This window comes from Aminobacterium thunnarium (assembly GCF_055390565.1).
The window spans coordinates 1,948,204-1,963,811 of sequence record NZ_AP042412.1; the positions used below are offsets into that span (position 1 = coordinate 1,948,204).

The following is a 15,608-nucleotide window of genomic DNA, read 5'->3' on the forward strand; positions in this document are numbered from 1 at the left end:
GGGGAGGTTTTTACCTCCCCTACTTTTTGGTATTTATTGGTGTTAGTTAATATTTTATTGTTTTAAAAAGTTCTGTCTGTTTTTTTATGGCTTGTTCAGTTGGAAGACGTTCCATACTGCTTGCACCGTAAAACCCGTTAACCTCTTTACAATGTTTTAAAATATATTCAGCATCTTCTGGCATAGCGATAGGACCTCCGTGGCAGAGGACTATAACATCTTTACGAACGCTTCTCGCCGCTTCTGCCCATTGATCAATAAGAGGCACGCATTCTTCCAACGTTTTTGATGTTTGGGCTCCAATGCCTCCCTTTGTGGTGAGTCCCATATGGCATACGATAATATCGGCTCCAGCTTCAGTCATGGACATGGCATCTTCAGCACTAAAAACGTAGGGAGTTGTAAGTAAATCCATCTCTCGTGCCATACGAATAGCTTCAACTTCGAGGGCATATCCCATTCCAGTTTCTTCAAGGTTCGCTCTGAAGACTCCGTCAATAAGACCTACGGTAGGGAAATTCTGAACTCCCGCGAATCCCAGAGCTCTCAACTCACTTAGAAAGTAGTCCCATTTTACGAAAGGGTCAGTTCCATTGATCCCAGCTAATACCGGCGTATTTTTCACCACAGGAATAACTTCTCTGGCCATCTCTTTTACAATCTCATTAGCATTTCCGTAGGCTAGAAGCCCCGCAAGAGAACCTCTTCCAGCCATTCTGTAACGGCCAGAATTATATATGACAATGAGGTCGATGCCGCCAGCTTCCTCCCACTTGGCAGAGATGCCGGTTCCTGCACCGCCGCCTATAATAGGTTCTTTCTTACTTACTTTTTCTCTAAAAAATGACATTATTTCAGATCGTGTTTTATAGGTCATTTCGCAACCTCCTTAAAATTCTGAAACAGCGCCTGAGCAAATTCCGGGTCGTTAATATGATAGGGCAATCGAATAACCTTGCGCATGTCAGTCTGATACACCGTTTCTTCGATAGCCTCGAAAAGGACGGCATCCGCATCGGGATCATAGAAGGGCTGACCTGGAGCATCAATCATCGAAACACCCTTTTCTGGCAACAAAAAGCGTACAGGCCCTGAACAGTGGTTAAGCTTTTCTCCGATCCAGCGTCCCATCCGGGCATTCTCATCAGCAGTAGTTCTCATCAATGTTACCTGAGGATTATGAACATAAAGATTGCGTTTTTTATATTTCTCTGGAACAGTCTCTAAAGCACCAAAATTAACCATATCAAGGGCGCCTACAGAACCAACATAGGGAATGGCCATTCGAATAATTGCTCCGAAACGATCTTCCCCAGCACTCATAACACCGCCCATGAAAAGATCACAAACTTCAGTTGTAGTCACGTCTATTACTTTCTTGAGAATACCAGAATCAATGAGCTTTTCCATAGACTGACCGCCCGTTCCTGTAGCATGAAATACAAGACAATCATATTCTTTTTCCAGTTCGTGACGAATCATATCAACACAGGGAGTGGTCACTCCAAACATTGTCATGCCTACTGGTTCACGTTCTATGGATGGCGCTGGGATCGTTGTTTTCGCCATACCGGCAATAGCATGAGCAGCATTCCCAAGCACTATACGAGATATACGATTGAGGCCAGCTACATCGGTTACAGAGTACATCATGCAAATATCGTTAGGCCCCACATAAGGAGCCACATTGCCTGACGCCACAGTAGAAACCATAAGTTTAGGAACTCCAATTGGAAGAGTTCTCATACCTGCCGTAATAAGAGAGGTTCCTCCAGAACCGCCAAGGCCAATAACGCCTGCAATGTCATTCTGTTGTGAAAGAAAAGCGGACAAGGCCTGTGACATAGCTATAATGGCTTGTCCTCGATCTGTGATAGAGCCAAGAAAATGTGGATTATCGGGGTGATGGGAAGCGACCTGAGTGTTTAAGATATCCGCGCTAAAGGAGTGTGGACGAGTGGCAACATCTACAAGAAAAGCGTCGATACCCTCTGAACGAATAAGATCTCGCACATAAAGCAATTCGCTGGATTTTGTGTCGCATGTTCCGACAACATAAACCTTTTTCATCATTCCCCTCCTCTACTATCATGATTGACTCTTTAATTATACAAAAAATAATGTCGCCATACTGAAGAGAGAAAGTATACTTGCTCTGTTATTGCTTCGTAAAACGGCTCAAAAATTGCTCTGTTCTCTGATTTTTAGGAGATGCAAATATCTCTTTAGGACTGCCAGTTTCAACAATCCTTCCCTCGTCCATAAAAACTACCGTGTCGGCCACTTCTTTGGCAAAGGCAATTTCATGAGTAACAATCATCATGGTCATATGCTCATGAGCAAGCTCGCGAATAAGGTCAAGGACTTCTCCGACAAGCTCCGGATCAAGGGCGGAAGTAGGCTCATCAAATAAAATAACCTTAGGGTTAAGCGCAATAGCCCTACCTATACCTACACGTTGTTGCTGACCGCCAGAGAGTTTGGATGGATATGAATCTGCTTTATCCTTAAGTCCGATTTTCTCTAAAATCTGAAGTCCTTTTTCAACTGCCTGATTCTTGTTTTCTTTCTTCACTATAATTAAGGCTTCTATGATATTTTCCAAAACAGTTTTATTATTAAAGAGGTTGAAGGATTGAAATACCATCGCTGTCTGTTGGCGAAGTTCCCTTATCTCTTTCTTTGCCGCCTTTTCTACATCCACCTCGATGGCACCTATTCGAATTTTTCCCTTATCTGCTTCCTCCAAAAAATTTATACATCTTAGTAATGTTGATTTTCCAGTTCCTGAAGGACCTATAATTGCAACTATTTCTCCTTTTTTAACATTGAGGTTGATGTCTTTTAAAACTTTCAGATCTCCAAAACTTTTATATAAACTCTTAATTTCTATCATTTGACAAACCACCTAAATCTTAATTTTGAACACTTAAATTTCGTTCAATACGTTGTTGCACCTTTCCTAAAACAAGCGTTAATGCCCAATAAACAACAGCAATATCAATAAAAGCTTCTAAATATCTATAACTTGACGCCGCTTCTAGCTGGGCAACAGCTATCATTTCCGTAACACCTATGGTAAAAGCCAAAGATGAATTTTTTACTATGCTAATAAAACTATTAAAAAGAGCCGGAATCGCGACTCGTGTTGCCTGAGGGAGAATAACTCTTCGCATCGCTTGCAAATATGACATTCCTACAGAAACACAGGCCTCCATTTGTCCTTTATTGACCGAGGATATGGAACCTCGTATTGTTTCAGACATAAAAGCAGCTGCATTTAAACTCAAGACAATCAACGCTGCCGTAAAAGAAGACATATTTTTGAAACTTGGGATAACTTGCACGAATCCAAAATACATCAAAAACAATTGAGCTATGAGCGGGGTACCTCTAAAAAAAGAGACATAAACTTTTACGAAAGGGGCCAGTAACTTTACCTTTAAATCAATACACAGCGCAATGAAGACTGCCGCTAAAATACCCCAAAAAGCAGCCCCTATAGAAAGCAATAAGGTTACTTTGAGATATTTGAGCATGAGAGGAAAGAGCATGACCGCAAAATCTATATCGAACCCAGGCAATAGTGGAACCTCCAATCTTTACAAAAGCAACAAAAAGACCCATGCAGAAAAAGATGATGGGTCTTTTTGATTCTATTATTTTTGCCTCTCTCTTTTAATTTTTCGTCGTATCAAGACCAAACCACTTTTCAGAAAGGGCACTCAACGTTCCATCTTCGTGCATTTCATGAATCGTCTTGCTGATCTGCTCTAAAAGAGCCTTATTTTCAGCCTTTTTTGTAAAGGGATAGGCATTAACTTCAAAGGTGAGTCTTTGACCAAGCAATCTGAGATCAAGATTTTCTTGTTCAATGATTGTCTTTGTTTTTATCTCTCCCTGCCAGCAGGCATCTACTCGACCAAGCTCAGTTTCTTTTTCTATAGGAGCTCCATCATAAGTTTTTATATCCAGATTCAAGTTGTAGTCTTTATTGACCTGACGCAGAGTAGCTTCTCCGTTTCCTCCAAGCCAGCAGCCAACTTTTTTCCCTTTGAGATCGTCAACTGTTTTTATTGAACTATCTTTTTTCACCGAAAAATCATAATAGCTATATGCATACGGTTCCGTAAAATCATAAAGCTCTTTTCGCTTCTCTGTAATTGACATCTGGTGTGCAATCGTATCAATTTGTCCAGCATTCAACATTCCAAGAAGACCACTAAACTTTGCTAATTTGTACTCGACTTTAAAACCATTTCTTCTAGCCATTTCTTCCCATACATCAATTTCAAACCCCTGTAACTTTCCAACTTTCGTAAATGTCCATGGGGCATAAGCTCCTGATGTTCCTACAATAATGGTCTTTCCCTGTAGCGAAGATTGTGCAGAAGCTTGATTACAACCAACCACGAAGAAAAGAGATGCTAAAACCGCAATTAAAGTAAGAAAGAATGTACATTTTGTTGAGACGCGCACTATAAATCCCTCCTGTGAAATATATTGCATACCACATGTAATTATGCCTTAGCATTATAATATCTATAACTATAAAAAGAAAGATTGCGATTTCGCTTTTAAGGTATACTTCAAATGCTTTTATATTTTTTTAAGGAGTGATAGTAATGATTCTCGTCACGGGAGGAGCTGGGTATATCGGCAGCGTGGCGGTTCTTGCCTTGCAAAAAGCTGGTTTTGAAGTCGTTGTTCTCGATAACTTCAGTCGGGGACATAAAGATCTCGTCTTTTCTCGCCATGTCGCCGAAGGTGATTTAAGAAATGAGACATTTGTACAAAAGGTATTTGATTCTTATCCTATCGAGGGAGTTCTTCATTTTGCTGCTTTAAGTCTTGTCGGCGAATCAATGAAAGAGCCTGAATTCTATTATTGGAATAATGTAACAGGAACACTCAATTTATTAAGGGCTATGAGAAAACATAATGTTTCTACTTTTGTCCTCTCTTCAACTGCAGCAGTATACGGAGAACCAGAAGAAATTCCTGTTTCAGAAGAAGCTCTTAAAAAGCCAACAAATGTATACGGAGAGACAAAACTTTTTCTTGAAAGTGTGCTAGATCGATATCATGATGCATATGGGCTAAAAAGTATCGCTTTCCGTTACTTCAACGCAGCAGGAGCCGACCCGCAAGGTCGTACTGGAGAGGATCATAGCCCTGAGACCCACCTCATCCCTCTCGTACTAGACGTAGCTTTAAATCGCCGCCCATCAATTACTGTTTTTGGACAAGACTATCTAACACAAGACGGTACTTGTATTCGTGACTATGTACATGTTACTGACCTTGCCCATGCGCACGTATTAGGGGTGCAACGTTTACTTTCTGGTCAAGCAGAAAGAGAAACATATAATTTAGGAAATGGGAACGGTTATTCAGTTCTTGATATCATCAAAACAGTACGAAAAGTAACCAAGCACCCTATTCCTGTTATCGAAGGTCCAAGACGTTGGGGGGATCCAGCAAAACTTGTTGCTTCTTCGAAAAAAGCTATGGATGTTTTGGAATGGGAACCTCACTATGCATCCTTAGAACAAATTATAGAAACAGCATGGGTATGGCATCAGAAAAGATTTAAATAGGTTACAAATATAGAAATAAACATGGGGCTAACAGATATATCTTCGGATCTAATCTAATTATTCTCGCCCCATGTTTTTATGTATTAATGCTTACCTTTTCCCTTCCATATGAATGTACTAATAATCTTTTAAGTTCATGACTTTAATTTTCTAGCTCTCAGGAATTTTTAATTGACATCTCTATAATCTCTAGTATAGTTGGGATAAAATATAATATAAAATATCGTATAAAATAATTGATCCACTAGATTACCAATTAAAAATAAAGAAGGAAGGTGGGTTTTTTGTCTTTAGCCCAATTAAGCCCTATCAGCTCTGATGGAGAAAAAACAATAAAACAAAAGGTGTTAGAGAGCATTAGGGATGCCATTATGAGAGGCTATTTTGAGAGTGGACAACAGTTGCGCCAAGATGAAATTGCCTTCCAGCTCGGAGTAAGTCGCATTCCCGTTCGAGAAGCCTTAATGCAACTGGAAACAGAGGGGCTTGTTACCTTTTATCCTTATAAAGGAGCTATCGTATCTACTCTTTCCCCTGATGAAGCCAGAGAAATTTTTGAAATTCGTTTTATTCTGGAATCTGAAGCCCTGCGTTTTGCCTTTCCCCAGCTTACAGATGAAGTTCTTGATGAAGCTGAACAACTTATAGAAGAGGCTGATTCAGAAAAGGATTCTGCAAATTGGAGTGATCAAAACTGGAAATTTCACTCTTTCCTCTATCTTTATGCAAAAAGACCACGCCTTCTAGCAATGATTGAATCTTTAAACCAAAACGTTGATCGTTATATTCGCATTTATCTGAGAACTCTTAGTTTTCAATCTGAATCTCTTGAAGCTCATAGGCAGCTCATTGCGGCATTACGTAATCGAGATATTGAAAAAGCGGTATCTCTGCTAAAGGCACACTTAAAGAATGCAGAAAATCACATAATTCAATATTTAACGCGATAAGTGAATTTTGTGGAGACATACATTTTCTATGCTAAATCTCTTTACTATCAAGGAGGATCCTATCAATGAATCATCATGAACGAATTGAACACGCTATTGCTGGAAAAGAAACTGATCGTTTACCCTACAGCTTATGGTGGCATTTCCCAAACAAAGACAGAATGCCACGAAGATTGGCTGAACTTTCCATTCATTATCAGGAAATGCTTGATCTTGACTTTATTAAGTATATGCCTTACGGAATGTTCTCCACTGTTGACTGGGGATCTGATCTCAAGGTATTTGAAGGCTTCGGAGAGCCGCCTGTAGCTGCAAACTTCCCCATCGCTACACCGGAAGATTGGGATAAAATCACACCGAGATCTGGAACTTCTGGAGAATACTCCATCGTTCTTGAATCCCAGCGCATTGCTCTTGAAGAGCTTCATTGCCAGGTGCCAATTATACAGACAGTTTTCAGCCCTCTTACAACTGTAGTAAAGATGGCCGGAGAAGAGACATTAAAGAAACATTTAGAGGAGTGCCCCGAAAAAGTTCATAAAGGACTCGAAATTATTACAGAAACGACTAAAGAGTTCGCATTGGCAGCAGTAGAAAATGGTGCATCTGGCGTATTCTTTGCAACACAGATGGCAAGCCACGATCGTTTGAACAGTGCCCAGCTTGAAGAGTTTATGAAAAAGTATGATCTTGAAGTTCTTAATGCGATCAAAGATAAGTCGTGGTTTAACGTTCTCCACATTCACGGCACGAATGTCTATTTTGAAGAACTTTTCGACTATCCGGTTCAGGCTTTCAACTGGCACGATAGAGATGATGGCCCTGCAATGAACGATGTCAGAACAAAGACCGACCGTTGCTTCTGCGGTGGCTTAAGCCATAAAAATACTCTCCCTAACGGAACAGGGGAAGAGCTTCGTGCTCAGGTTATGGATACATGGAAGCATAACAACGGTAAAGCTGTAATCTTCACTCCCGGATGCGTAGTCGATCCTAATACGCCAGAAGATCGCTTAATGCTTCTGAAAAAATTCGTTGAAGAGACAGCAAAATAAATTTACAGAGAGAAGGAGTTTACATATGATATCACTCAAAAAATTTCTCAAAGAAGAGGTTAAACCTGCATTAGGGTGTACTGAGCCCGGCGCGGTGGCTTTGGCTGTCGCTCGGGCTACGGAAGAGTTACATAACGCTCCCGTGGATTCTATTAAAGTATTGGTCAGCGGTAACATTTTTAAAAACGGAATGTCTGTAGGCATTCCGGGAACAAACGGACTTCGAGGAAACACCATAGCGGCCGCTCTAGCTGCTCTTTGTGGCAAAAGCGCTTTGGGCCTTGAGGTTCTTAAAAATTCCACAGAGAACGACGTTCAGAACGCTCAGAAAATGGTTTCTGATGGGAAGGTACAGGTTCTTCCTGACGCTGACCGAAATGGAATCTATGTAAAAGCCGATGTAAAGAGCAAAGATACAACTGCAACATGTACTATTGAAGGCAGTCATACGGGCATTGTAGAGGTAACACTTAATAATGATGTGGTTTTCTCTACCAAGTCAAACAATTCTACTGATAAAGCAGAAACTAAAAAAGAACTTTCCGCTGCCCAGGAAATATCTCAGATGCCCTTTTCCTCTGTTGTTGCTCTTGTTCAAGAAATGGATGATGAAGATGTTGCTTACGCTCTCAAGGGAGCAGAGATGAACATGACGATTGCTGAACAAGGCTTTGATGAGAATCAAATGCAAGGTTTAGAGGTAGGCAAAACTCTGAGGAAATCAGCCGCTGATTGGAAAACAATGGATCACTCCCTTAAAATTCGTGCTATCAGTGCTGCTGCCTCCGACGCTCGTATGGCCGGAGCCCCCTACCCTGTCATGAGCAGTGCAGGAAGTGGAAACCACGGAATTACTGCCATTCTTCCCATCTATATTTTGGGACGTGAGTTAGGAAAAAGTGATAGAGAGATTGCTGAAGGAATCATTTACAGCCATCTTTGCACCAGCTTTGTAAAGAGCAGAATGGGCCGTTTGAGTCCTGTTTGCGGTTGTGCCGTTGCAGCCGGTGCCGGTGCAGCTGGAGGTCTCGTGCATCTTATGGGTGGCTCTGAGGTTCAAGCAGCCAAAGCCATGGAACTTGTTCTTGGAAACCTCGTCGGAATGCTCTGCGACGGAGCTAAAGAAACATGTGCATTAAAAGTTGGAACAGGCGCTTTCGAAGCAGTTCAAGCAGCTGAGCTCGTTATGAATGGTCATCATATCGAAATGAGCCAGGGTGTTATCAACGAAAAGATTGAAGATACTGTCGCCAACGTTGTTGCCGTCAATGCCAAAGGGATGAGAGACGTAGATAGAATCATTCTCGATATTATGGCTTCTCGTACTGCCTGCTAAATTGAGTGATATCATACAGTACAAGAAATAGATATTAAAAAGGGAGCGGATTTTTGAAATCCGCCCCCTTTTTCCTTTTCAGTCTTTTTAACGGTCGTCTTCCTCTTGTGGTGAAATAACAGCTCCTCTTCCAAGTCTTCGGAAGAGCAATTCACGTAATTTGATCACTTCTTTCTTACGCAAACATTCAATGATCATATCGTGAACTTCAACACTGGCTTTCATCTGCCAATCCCGATAAAGCCATCTATCAAACGAACAACGAATTTGATAAAAAAGATTTCTAAGCATTTTCTGAGTCCATATGCAATTATCCTTTGCAAGAGAGCAAAGATAGACGTGGAAAGTCATCTCTTTCTCAGCAAATTCGAATGCTTTCTTCTCTCCTAAAACGTCGCTATTTATAATCGCATATAACTCTTCATTCAGTTCTTCAAGATGCTCTATTTCCTCGTCACTTGGTCCGCCCTCTACAATAACAGCTTCCAAAATGGTATGTTCCAAAAGAACACGAAGCTTAGTTATTTCTGTAAAATCTTCCTCGCGGAAAGTCGAGACAAACCAGCCCTTATATCTTATGGAAGAAATTAAACCTTGCTCTTCAAGTTCATTTAATGCTTCTCGAACTGGGGAGCGACTTATACCCAAAATACGAGAAAGTTCTCTTTCATTGATTTGATCTCCACACCGTAAAGTCTTTTTTTCAAAAACCTGTTCTCGTATATAGCGAGTAACGAGATCTTTCAATTTCCCCTGAGAATGGGATTGGCGCCTTTGATTATCTGCCATTAATATTTCCCCCGTCTTGGTCGATTAATCGGTCGACCAAGATTAAAATATCATCTATGAATACAGTGGTCAACCTAAAAATCTGTTAATTAGCATCAATTACAAACTGCACAAAGAGAGCTGTTCCGTAAGGAAGAGCTTCTTCAGGGAAGATAAAATTCCCATTATGAAAAACAGGAACGTTTTTCCCAGGAACGCAAATTCCCATTCTGGCAAAAACGCCTTGTGGAACAACCTCAAGATATCTGGAAAAGTCTTCGGACCCCATCGCAGGGATATCTATATATTTAACGTTCTCTGATCCAATGACCTTTTTGGCGCTTGTGCGAACAATCTCAACAACTTCTGGAGAATTGCTCAGCGGAGGAACTCCATAATGATAGTCAAGCTCCGCCTTACATTTATAGCTAGACGCTACACCCTCAATAACGTCGCGAATACGCTGTTCTATGGAATTTCTTACTTCCATATTCTGGCATCTGATAGATCCCGAAAATTCAACAGTCTCGGGAATAATGTTTTTGGCAGTACCACCATGTATCTCACAAATAGAAATAACAAGGTTATCAAGAGCATCGATTTGACGAGTAATAATACTCTGAATAGCCATAACACAATTTGAAGCTGCCAGAATCGGGTCGCAGCCTATACGATGAGGATATGCTCCATGACCACTCTTCCCCGTAATTTTTGCGGTAAAGAAGTCTGATGAAGCCATATAAGGTCCTTCTCTAAGAGCTATTTCTCCTACATTGTAAGAAGAATGTCCATGGAGACCCAAAATGTAATCCACTTTCGGATTATCAAGAACACCCTGATCTATCATATATTTCGAACCGTCAAGATTTTCTTCTGCTGGCTGGAAGAGAAGTTTGACTGTTCCAGAGAAACGATCCTTCATTGACATGAGCAGTTTGGCTGCCCCGAGCAACATCGCTGTATGGCAGTCATGTCCACAAGCATGCATTACACCTGAAACAATCGACTTATCGGGAATATCGGTTGTCTCCTGAATGGGAAGAGCATCCATATCGGCACGAAGAGCAATAACTTTTCCTTCCCCTTTTTTCTCACCTTTTATAATTCCCAAAACGCCAACATTAGAACCAAGGGGAATCATTTCTACTCCCATTTTTTTCAGTTCGGACTGAACAAAGGCTGTTGTTGCAAACTCTTTCATGCTCAGTTCTGGTTCTCTGTGAATTTTACGTTTTGCCTCAACTATATACTCTTTTATATCAAGAGCTTTCTGAAGAATTTCAGAAGCCATCACAATCGCCGTCCTTTCGTTATTTCATACATCCTTACAGAATAGTGAGTTCCTTCGGAAAGAGATTGATAACCTCTCGTCCCGATTCTGTTAACATCACCAAATCCTCTATACGAACTCCAAATTTTCCTTCGAGATAAATTCCCGGTTCTATGCTGAAACAGTTGCCCTCAACAAGAGGAGTTTCATTTGCCTGAGAAATATAGGGACTCTCCTGACCATCCATACCAATACCATGTCCTAAACGATGGGTAAAAGCTTCTCCGTATCCATGTTCAGTAATAATATCCCGAGCTGTGCTATCAATATCCTTGGGGATAGCCCCTATCTGAACTTTTTCTTCTGCGGCAAGTTGAGCTTCCAAGACAATTTCATAGACTTTCCTTTGTGTATCTGTAGGAGCCCCAACAAAGAATGTTCTGGTCATATCATGGCTATATCCATCGTACCATCCGCCAGAATCTACCATCACTATGTCTTGTTTTTCTATAAGGCGATTGTTATCTCTTCCATAATGGGCTCTGCCGCTGTTAATACCCGAAGCAACGCAAGGTACGCGAGGAGAACCGCCATGAGATTCATGAAAATTCATAATAAATTTAATGATGTCTCTCTCGTATATACCAGGCCTAATATATGTAGTGAGAGCTTCCATCATTTTATCGTTCATGGAAGATGCTTTTCTCATAAGTTCTAATTCTTTTTTATTCTTAATGGAACGCATAGGTGCCAGAAGGAAGAAACCGTTAACACACTCCACATTTAATCCCTTTACTGCATCAATCATGTCGCCGGCCTCTATTCCTCGAGAAAAGGCAATTCGGCAAGAAGAAGAGAGACCTACAAGCTGAAGTCCCTTTTTAAATGCGCCTTGGAACCAGTCAGTGTCATTCCATTCCAAAATAGGAATATCGTCTTCGATACTTTTCATATCTGTTCTGTGAAGAGAGGGGCATAAGAAAAAACTCTTTCCTTCTCTGGTAACAAGAGCACCTTTCAGCCGTGAATCTGGATGAAAGTTTAATCCGGTCATATATTTCAAATCAGAAGAGGGGGCAAGAAAAACAGCGTCCAGCTCTTTTTGGTTTAGAAGTTCCACTAGTGTTTGGAAACGATTATGATCTATCATTTTTTCCTCCTGCTATTCCTCTGATCATGAGGTTGCCAATAAAGCCGAAAAACCTGCTTCGCCTTGAATACAAGGCGAAGCAGGATTCATAAGATCAATTGCTCGGAGAAAGAAAAATTAATCTGCTAAAGAAAGGTTCCCCAAGTAATTCAAACGACCGTCATAAAGGTCTTCTACGCCTACCAAATCTTTTCTGGCGCCATACAATTCGTGAGGCACTGCAAGAACAACAACAGGGTGAAGAACATCAAGTCTATCCCATGCTTTCTGGAAGAGCTCTGTTCTCTTTTCAGTATCTATTGTTATATTCGCTGTATCGATATATGTATCAAGTTCTTTATCGCTCAATAATGTCCAGTTTGAAGAGTTGACGTTTGAAGAATGGAAAAGAGGAAGCCAATACTGTCCAGCGTCGCGGTTTGTCTGCATTCCCCATCTGCTGATAAGAAGATCGTGTGTATGTTTCTTCACGTGATCGTCAAATACAGCTGATTCGAAAACCTGGATATTAACTTTAATACCTATCTGAGCAAGCATAGACTGAATGACTGTAGCTCCATTTACCTGATCTTGGAAATTGCTGACCCAGAGCTCTAATGTCATGCCATCCGGATAACCTGCTTCTTTAAGAAGTTCTTTCGCCTTCTCAAGGTTGTAGGGATATGTCTTCACATTCTCCGGGCTAAAGGTACAGGCAGAAAGCAGTGGCCCGTTGGGAATAGAAGAGGTTCCCTGGTAGACAACAGCGTTATAAGCCTCTTTATTAACAGCATACTCAAGAGCAAGGCGAACCTTAGGATCGTTAAGAGGTTTCTTCTGTGTATTCATATCAAGGAAAGTCAAAACAAGTCCCGGAGCTTCTACAACTTTAACCTTTTCAGACTCTTTCAATCTCTGGCAGTCATTGGGTGGTACAGAGTAGATCATATCTACTGTGCCTGTCTCAAGAGCAATAACTCTGCTGCTATCGTCAGGAAGAACGAGAATATTGAAGTTCTTGAAGTTCGGTTTTTTGCCGTGATAGTCTTCAAAGGCTGTGAGTTCAATTCGCTCACCTTTTATCCAGCTCTTAAATTTGAAGGGGCCTGTTCCTACTGGGTTACGGAAATACTCTTTGCCACCTTCTTCAACGGCTCTTTTACAAAAGATACTGGCGTAGGGGTGCTTCATAGAGTCAAGCCAGCCACCAACAGGACCGCGGGTTCTTACAATCACCGTATATTTGTCGATAATCTCAAATCCCTCAGGATCTATGAATTTGCCCTTTGACTTGGCGAAAACAGATTCAGATGTCGTTACACGCTTCAGAGAATACACTACATCTTCTGCTGTAAGTTCATCTCCGTTATGGAACTTTACACCTTTTTTGAGATAAAACTTGTACGTGTGATCGTCAAGAATTTCCCAACGCTCAGCCAACACCGGAACCAATTTTTTGGTTTTACCATCTACTGTTACAAGAGGCTCATTAATATGTTTAGTAACAGCAAATGACATGGTGTCCATAGCCTTCTGAGGATCGAGGCTTTTCGCGTCTCCCGGAAGACCGAGAGTGAAAGTATCCATCGTAGCAGCGAAACCAGCGGTTGCGACTACGAGTAACATAGCTGCAGCAAAGAACAAGTGTAAAAATTTCTTTCCCTTCATATCCCTTCACTCCTTAAAAAGTAGTAAGTAATGCCAAACAAAAGTGAGTAAAATCAAATTTTACCGCAAAGCATCAAGTGTCGCGGCTGCCATCACCTCCATGCCAATAGGAATAGCTCGATCATCTATATAAAAATCTATTGAATGTGTTGGGCAATGGGGCCCACCAGGAGTTCTGACTCCTAATCTGAAAAAAGTTCCAGGAGCCTTTTCCAAGAAATATGCGTAATCCTCCCCTCCCATAGCGGGTGAAGGCAAATCTACAACTCTCTCAACTGATTCAATATCACGACAAACTCTTCGAACGCGATTTACCCATTCCTTGTCAACGCATGTCGGGATTATATTGGGCGTTATTTCCACTGTGACTTTTGCTCGTAACGCTTGCCCAACATTCGTCGCAATTTCTCTGACTCGCCGATGGAAACGTTCCTGCGTCGTTTTGCGGAGATAACGAATGGAACCCTCAATAACGACGGGACCTCCTATATAGGCATTTGATATTCCACCTTCGATGCGACCAAAAGTTACAAAAGCACAATCGGTAGGAGCCAGCTCTCGTGAGCCTAGACTCTGAAGTGTGGTCACTATGGTTGAAGCTGCCAGAATTGTATCGACTCCATAGTGAGGATATCCACCATGAGCCTGTTTACCCTCTACAGTAATCTTTATTCGGTCAATACCAGCAGTCATGAAGTCATCTCGAACGCCTATTTCTCCCAGGTATATATCTGGAAGGGCATGGAGGGCCAACACTCCATCAACGTGGGGATTTTCCATTACTCCTGCTTCTATAAACTCTTTACCACCGCCTGAAAGCTCTTCGGCATGTTGAAAAAAGAATTTCACACACCCTGAAAACTGATCCCGCAATTCACTGAGGAGCCAGGCTGTACCAAGCAAAATAGCAGCATGAGAATCATGGCCACAACCATGAAAAACTCCATCTTTTTTAGAAGCATATGAGACTCCGGATTGTTCTTGAATCGGCAATGCGTCAATATCTGCACGAAGACCAATACAGCGCTTTGGCCCGTTTCCCGTTCCATAAAGTTCAGCACAGATACCCGTTTTGCTTCTTCCGATTCTTTGAATTTTATCGACATTAAAAGAACGAAGTTTCTCTTCTATCAAATTGGATGTCTCAAATTCACAAAAACCTAATTCAGGGTTCTGATGAATCTGATGTCTCCACTCAATGACATCTTGTGCAAATTCCTGAACCTTCTGAGCAAGGATAGAGTTCATTTTTTGATCTCCTTTATTTCTCTTTGCTGAATATAGGCCACTGCTTGCCTATAGACATGCTCATCGGGGCAATAAATTCGCATAAGAGTGCCTTTTGTTCCTTTCAGGAAGATAACGTGCATTGTATCCATTGTCTGGAAGCAACGCACGTCACTCCATTGAACTTTTTTGGTAACGTTACGTTTAAACTTCTCTATAGCGTTTACTTGAAAGGGACGCCAGTGCATACTCTCTCTCAAAGAAAACCTCTTCCCTTTCATGCTTTCGCTATATGCATACTCAGGGTCGAATCGATAGAGAACCACGTAATGATTTGGGAAAAGCAAAAAAGCAACAATCAAAAAAGCTCCAACTACGAAAGCAACAAGATAATTGGCAAAAAGAACAGCAGAACGAATATATGCCCCACTCATCGACTTGCCGAAAAATGCCTGAAGCAAAACGACAAGAACAACAGCAAGGCTCCACAAAATCACGGAAGAAATTCCCATATCTAAAAGTATGAGAGGATTTGTTCCTATGGGTACACCTGTAAACCATCGCATGTGTTCTGATGTCTGTTCGGCATTTGAGCGCATAATTTT

The 15,608-nt window shown here is 41.3% G+C and carries 15 protein-coding genes; 4 read left to right on the plus strand and 11 right to left on the minus strand.

Features of this window, described 5'->3' with window-relative positions; genetic code table 11:
- Nucleotides 1-46: 46 nt before the first annotated feature.
- From ACZ5GY_RS09615 to ACZ5GY_RS09635, 5 genes are all read right to left on the minus strand, one after another.
- Nucleotides 47-877, minus strand: coding sequence for a phosphoenolpyruvate hydrolase family protein (locus ACZ5GY_RS09615; RefSeq protein ID WP_213690494.1), 831 nt, complete (start codon nucleotides 875-877; stop codon nucleotides 47-49).
- On the minus strand, nucleotides 874-2,070 hold the full coding sequence (locus ACZ5GY_RS09620; RefSeq protein WP_464111817.1) for a Tm-1-like ATP-binding domain-containing protein: 1,197 nt from the start codon (nucleotides 2,068-2,070) through the stop codon (nucleotides 874-876). Before ACZ5GY_RS09620 ends, ACZ5GY_RS09615 begins: the two co-directional genes overlap by 4 nt.
- Nucleotides 2,071-2,158: 88 nt before the next feature.
- Nucleotides 2,159-2,896 carry an amino acid ABC transporter ATP-binding protein gene (locus tag ACZ5GY_RS09625; protein WP_213690496.1) on the minus strand — a complete coding sequence of 246 codons (738 nt, stop codon included), beginning with the start codon at nucleotides 2,894-2,896 and terminating at the stop codon, nucleotides 2,159-2,161.
- A 19-nt stretch (nucleotides 2,897-2,915) separates the two neighbouring features.
- Nucleotides 2,916-3,584 (minus strand): amino acid ABC transporter permease, encoded by a 669-nt coding sequence (locus ACZ5GY_RS09630; protein ID WP_307879740.1) that lies wholly within the window; start codon nucleotides 3,582-3,584, stop codon nucleotides 2,916-2,918.
- Nucleotides 3,585-3,678: 94 nt separating this feature from the next.
- Nucleotides 3,679-4,479 (minus strand): transporter substrate-binding domain-containing protein, encoded by an 801-nt coding sequence (locus ACZ5GY_RS09635; RefSeq protein ID WP_464111818.1) that lies wholly within the window; start codon nucleotides 4,477-4,479, stop codon nucleotides 3,679-3,681.
- Nucleotides 4,480-4,625: 146 nt separating this feature from the next.
- Here ACZ5GY_RS09635 and galE point away from each other — a divergent pair, with 146 nt between their 5' ends.
- The 4 genes from galE to ACZ5GY_RS09655 all read left to right on the plus strand — a co-directional run bounded on the left by galE (nucleotide 4,626) and on the right by ACZ5GY_RS09655 (nucleotide 8,941).
- On the plus strand, nucleotides 4,626-5,600 hold the full coding sequence (gene galE / locus ACZ5GY_RS09640) for a UDP-glucose 4-epimerase GalE (RefSeq protein ID WP_213691722.1): 975 nt from the start codon (nucleotides 4,626-4,628) through the stop codon (nucleotides 5,598-5,600).
- Between the two features lie 284 nt (nucleotides 5,601-5,884).
- Nucleotides 5,885-6,550, plus strand: coding sequence for a GntR family transcriptional regulator (locus tag ACZ5GY_RS09645; RefSeq protein WP_213691721.1), 666 nt, complete (start codon nucleotides 5,885-5,887; stop codon nucleotides 6,548-6,550).
- 65 nt (nucleotides 6,551-6,615) lie between these two features.
- Nucleotides 6,616-7,605 carry a uroporphyrinogen decarboxylase family protein gene (locus ACZ5GY_RS09650; RefSeq protein WP_464111819.1) on the plus strand — a complete coding sequence of 330 codons (990 nt, stop codon included), beginning with the start codon at nucleotides 6,616-6,618 and terminating at the stop codon, nucleotides 7,603-7,605.
- A 25-nt stretch (nucleotides 7,606-7,630) separates the two neighbouring features.
- The gene (locus ACZ5GY_RS09655; protein ID WP_213691719.1) at nucleotides 7,631-8,941 is read left to right on the plus strand and encodes an L-cysteine desulfidase family protein; all 1,311 of its coding nucleotides are present in this window, start codon (nucleotides 7,631-7,633) and stop codon (nucleotides 8,939-8,941) included.
- Between the two features lie 87 nt (nucleotides 8,942-9,028).
- Here ACZ5GY_RS09655 and ACZ5GY_RS09660 read toward each other — a convergent pair whose 3' ends face one another.
- The 6 genes from ACZ5GY_RS09660 to ACZ5GY_RS09685 all read right to left on the minus strand — a co-directional run bounded on the left by ACZ5GY_RS09660 (nucleotide 9,029) and on the right by ACZ5GY_RS09685 (nucleotide 15,602).
- Nucleotides 9,029-9,730 (minus strand): GntR family transcriptional regulator, encoded by a 702-nt coding sequence (locus tag ACZ5GY_RS09660; protein WP_213691718.1) that lies wholly within the window; start codon nucleotides 9,728-9,730, stop codon nucleotides 9,029-9,031.
- A gap of 85 nt (nucleotides 9,731-9,815) precedes the next feature.
- Nucleotides 9,816-11,000, minus strand: coding sequence for a M20 metallopeptidase family protein (locus ACZ5GY_RS09665; RefSeq protein ID WP_464111820.1), 1,185 nt, complete (start codon nucleotides 10,998-11,000; stop codon nucleotides 9,816-9,818).
- Nucleotides 11,001-11,034: 34 nt separating this feature from the next.
- Nucleotides 11,035-12,129 carry a M24 family metallopeptidase gene (locus tag ACZ5GY_RS09670; RefSeq protein WP_213691716.1) on the minus strand — a complete coding sequence of 365 codons (1,095 nt, stop codon included), beginning with the start codon at nucleotides 12,127-12,129 and terminating at the stop codon, nucleotides 11,035-11,037.
- Between the two features lie 117 nt (nucleotides 12,130-12,246).
- Nucleotides 12,247-13,776 (minus strand): ABC transporter substrate-binding protein, encoded by a 1,530-nt coding sequence (locus ACZ5GY_RS09675; RefSeq protein WP_213699698.1) that lies wholly within the window; start codon nucleotides 13,774-13,776, stop codon nucleotides 12,247-12,249.
- A 60-nt stretch (nucleotides 13,777-13,836) separates the two neighbouring features.
- Complete coding sequence (locus ACZ5GY_RS09680; protein ID WP_213691714.1) at nucleotides 13,837-15,024, minus strand: M20 metallopeptidase family protein; 1,188 nt, start codon at nucleotides 15,022-15,024, stop codon at nucleotides 13,837-13,839.
- Nucleotides 15,021-15,602: a hypothetical protein gene (locus ACZ5GY_RS09685; protein ID WP_213691713.1), complete on the minus strand. Its 582-nt coding sequence runs from the start codon at nucleotides 15,600-15,602 to the stop codon at nucleotides 15,021-15,023. Before ACZ5GY_RS09685 ends, ACZ5GY_RS09680 begins: the two co-directional genes overlap by 4 nt.
- Nucleotides 15,603-15,608: the final 6 nt, after the last annotated feature.

Coding starts and splice junctions, on each gene's coding strand:
- ACZ5GY_RS09615 (WP_213690494.1), bottom strand. CDS start 877: ATGACCTATAAAACACGATCTGAAATAATGTCATTTTTTAGAGAAAAA.
- ACZ5GY_RS09620 (WP_464111817.1), bottom strand. CDS start 2,070: ATGAAAAAGGTTTATGTTGTCGGAACATGCGACACAAAATCCAGCGAA.
- ACZ5GY_RS09625 (WP_213690496.1), bottom strand. CDS start 2,896: ATGATAGAAATTAAGAGTTTATATAAAAGTTTTGGAGATCTGAAAGTT.
- galE (WP_213691722.1), top strand. CDS start 4,626: ATGATTCTCGTCACGGGAGGAGCTGGGTATATCGGCAGCGTGGCGGTT.
- ACZ5GY_RS09650 (WP_464111819.1), top strand. CDS start 6,616: ATGAATCATCATGAACGAATTGAACACGCTATTGCTGGAAAAGAAACT.
- ACZ5GY_RS09655 (WP_213691719.1), top strand. CDS start 7,631: ATGATATCACTCAAAAAATTTCTCAAAGAAGAGGTTAAACCTGCATTA.
- ACZ5GY_RS09660 (WP_213691718.1), bottom strand. CDS start 9,730: ATGGCAGATAATCAAAGGCGCCAATCCCATTCTCAGGGGAAATTGAAA.
- ACZ5GY_RS09665 (WP_464111820.1), bottom strand. CDS start 11,000: ATGGCTTCTGAAATTCTTCAGAAAGCTCTTGATATAAAAGAGTATATA.
- ACZ5GY_RS09670 (WP_213691716.1), bottom strand. CDS start 12,129: ATGATAGATCATAATCGTTTCCAAACACTAGTGGAACTTCTAAACCAA.
- ACZ5GY_RS09675 (WP_213699698.1), bottom strand. CDS start 13,776: ATGAAGGGAAAGAAATTTTTACACTTGTTCTTTGCTGCAGCTATGTTA.
- ACZ5GY_RS09680 (WP_213691714.1), bottom strand. CDS start 15,024: ATGAACTCTATCCTTGCTCAGAAGGTTCAGGAATTTGCACAAGATGTC.
- ACZ5GY_RS09685 (WP_213691713.1), bottom strand. CDS start 15,602: ATGCGCTCAAATGCCGAACAGACATCAGAACACATGCGATGGTTTACA.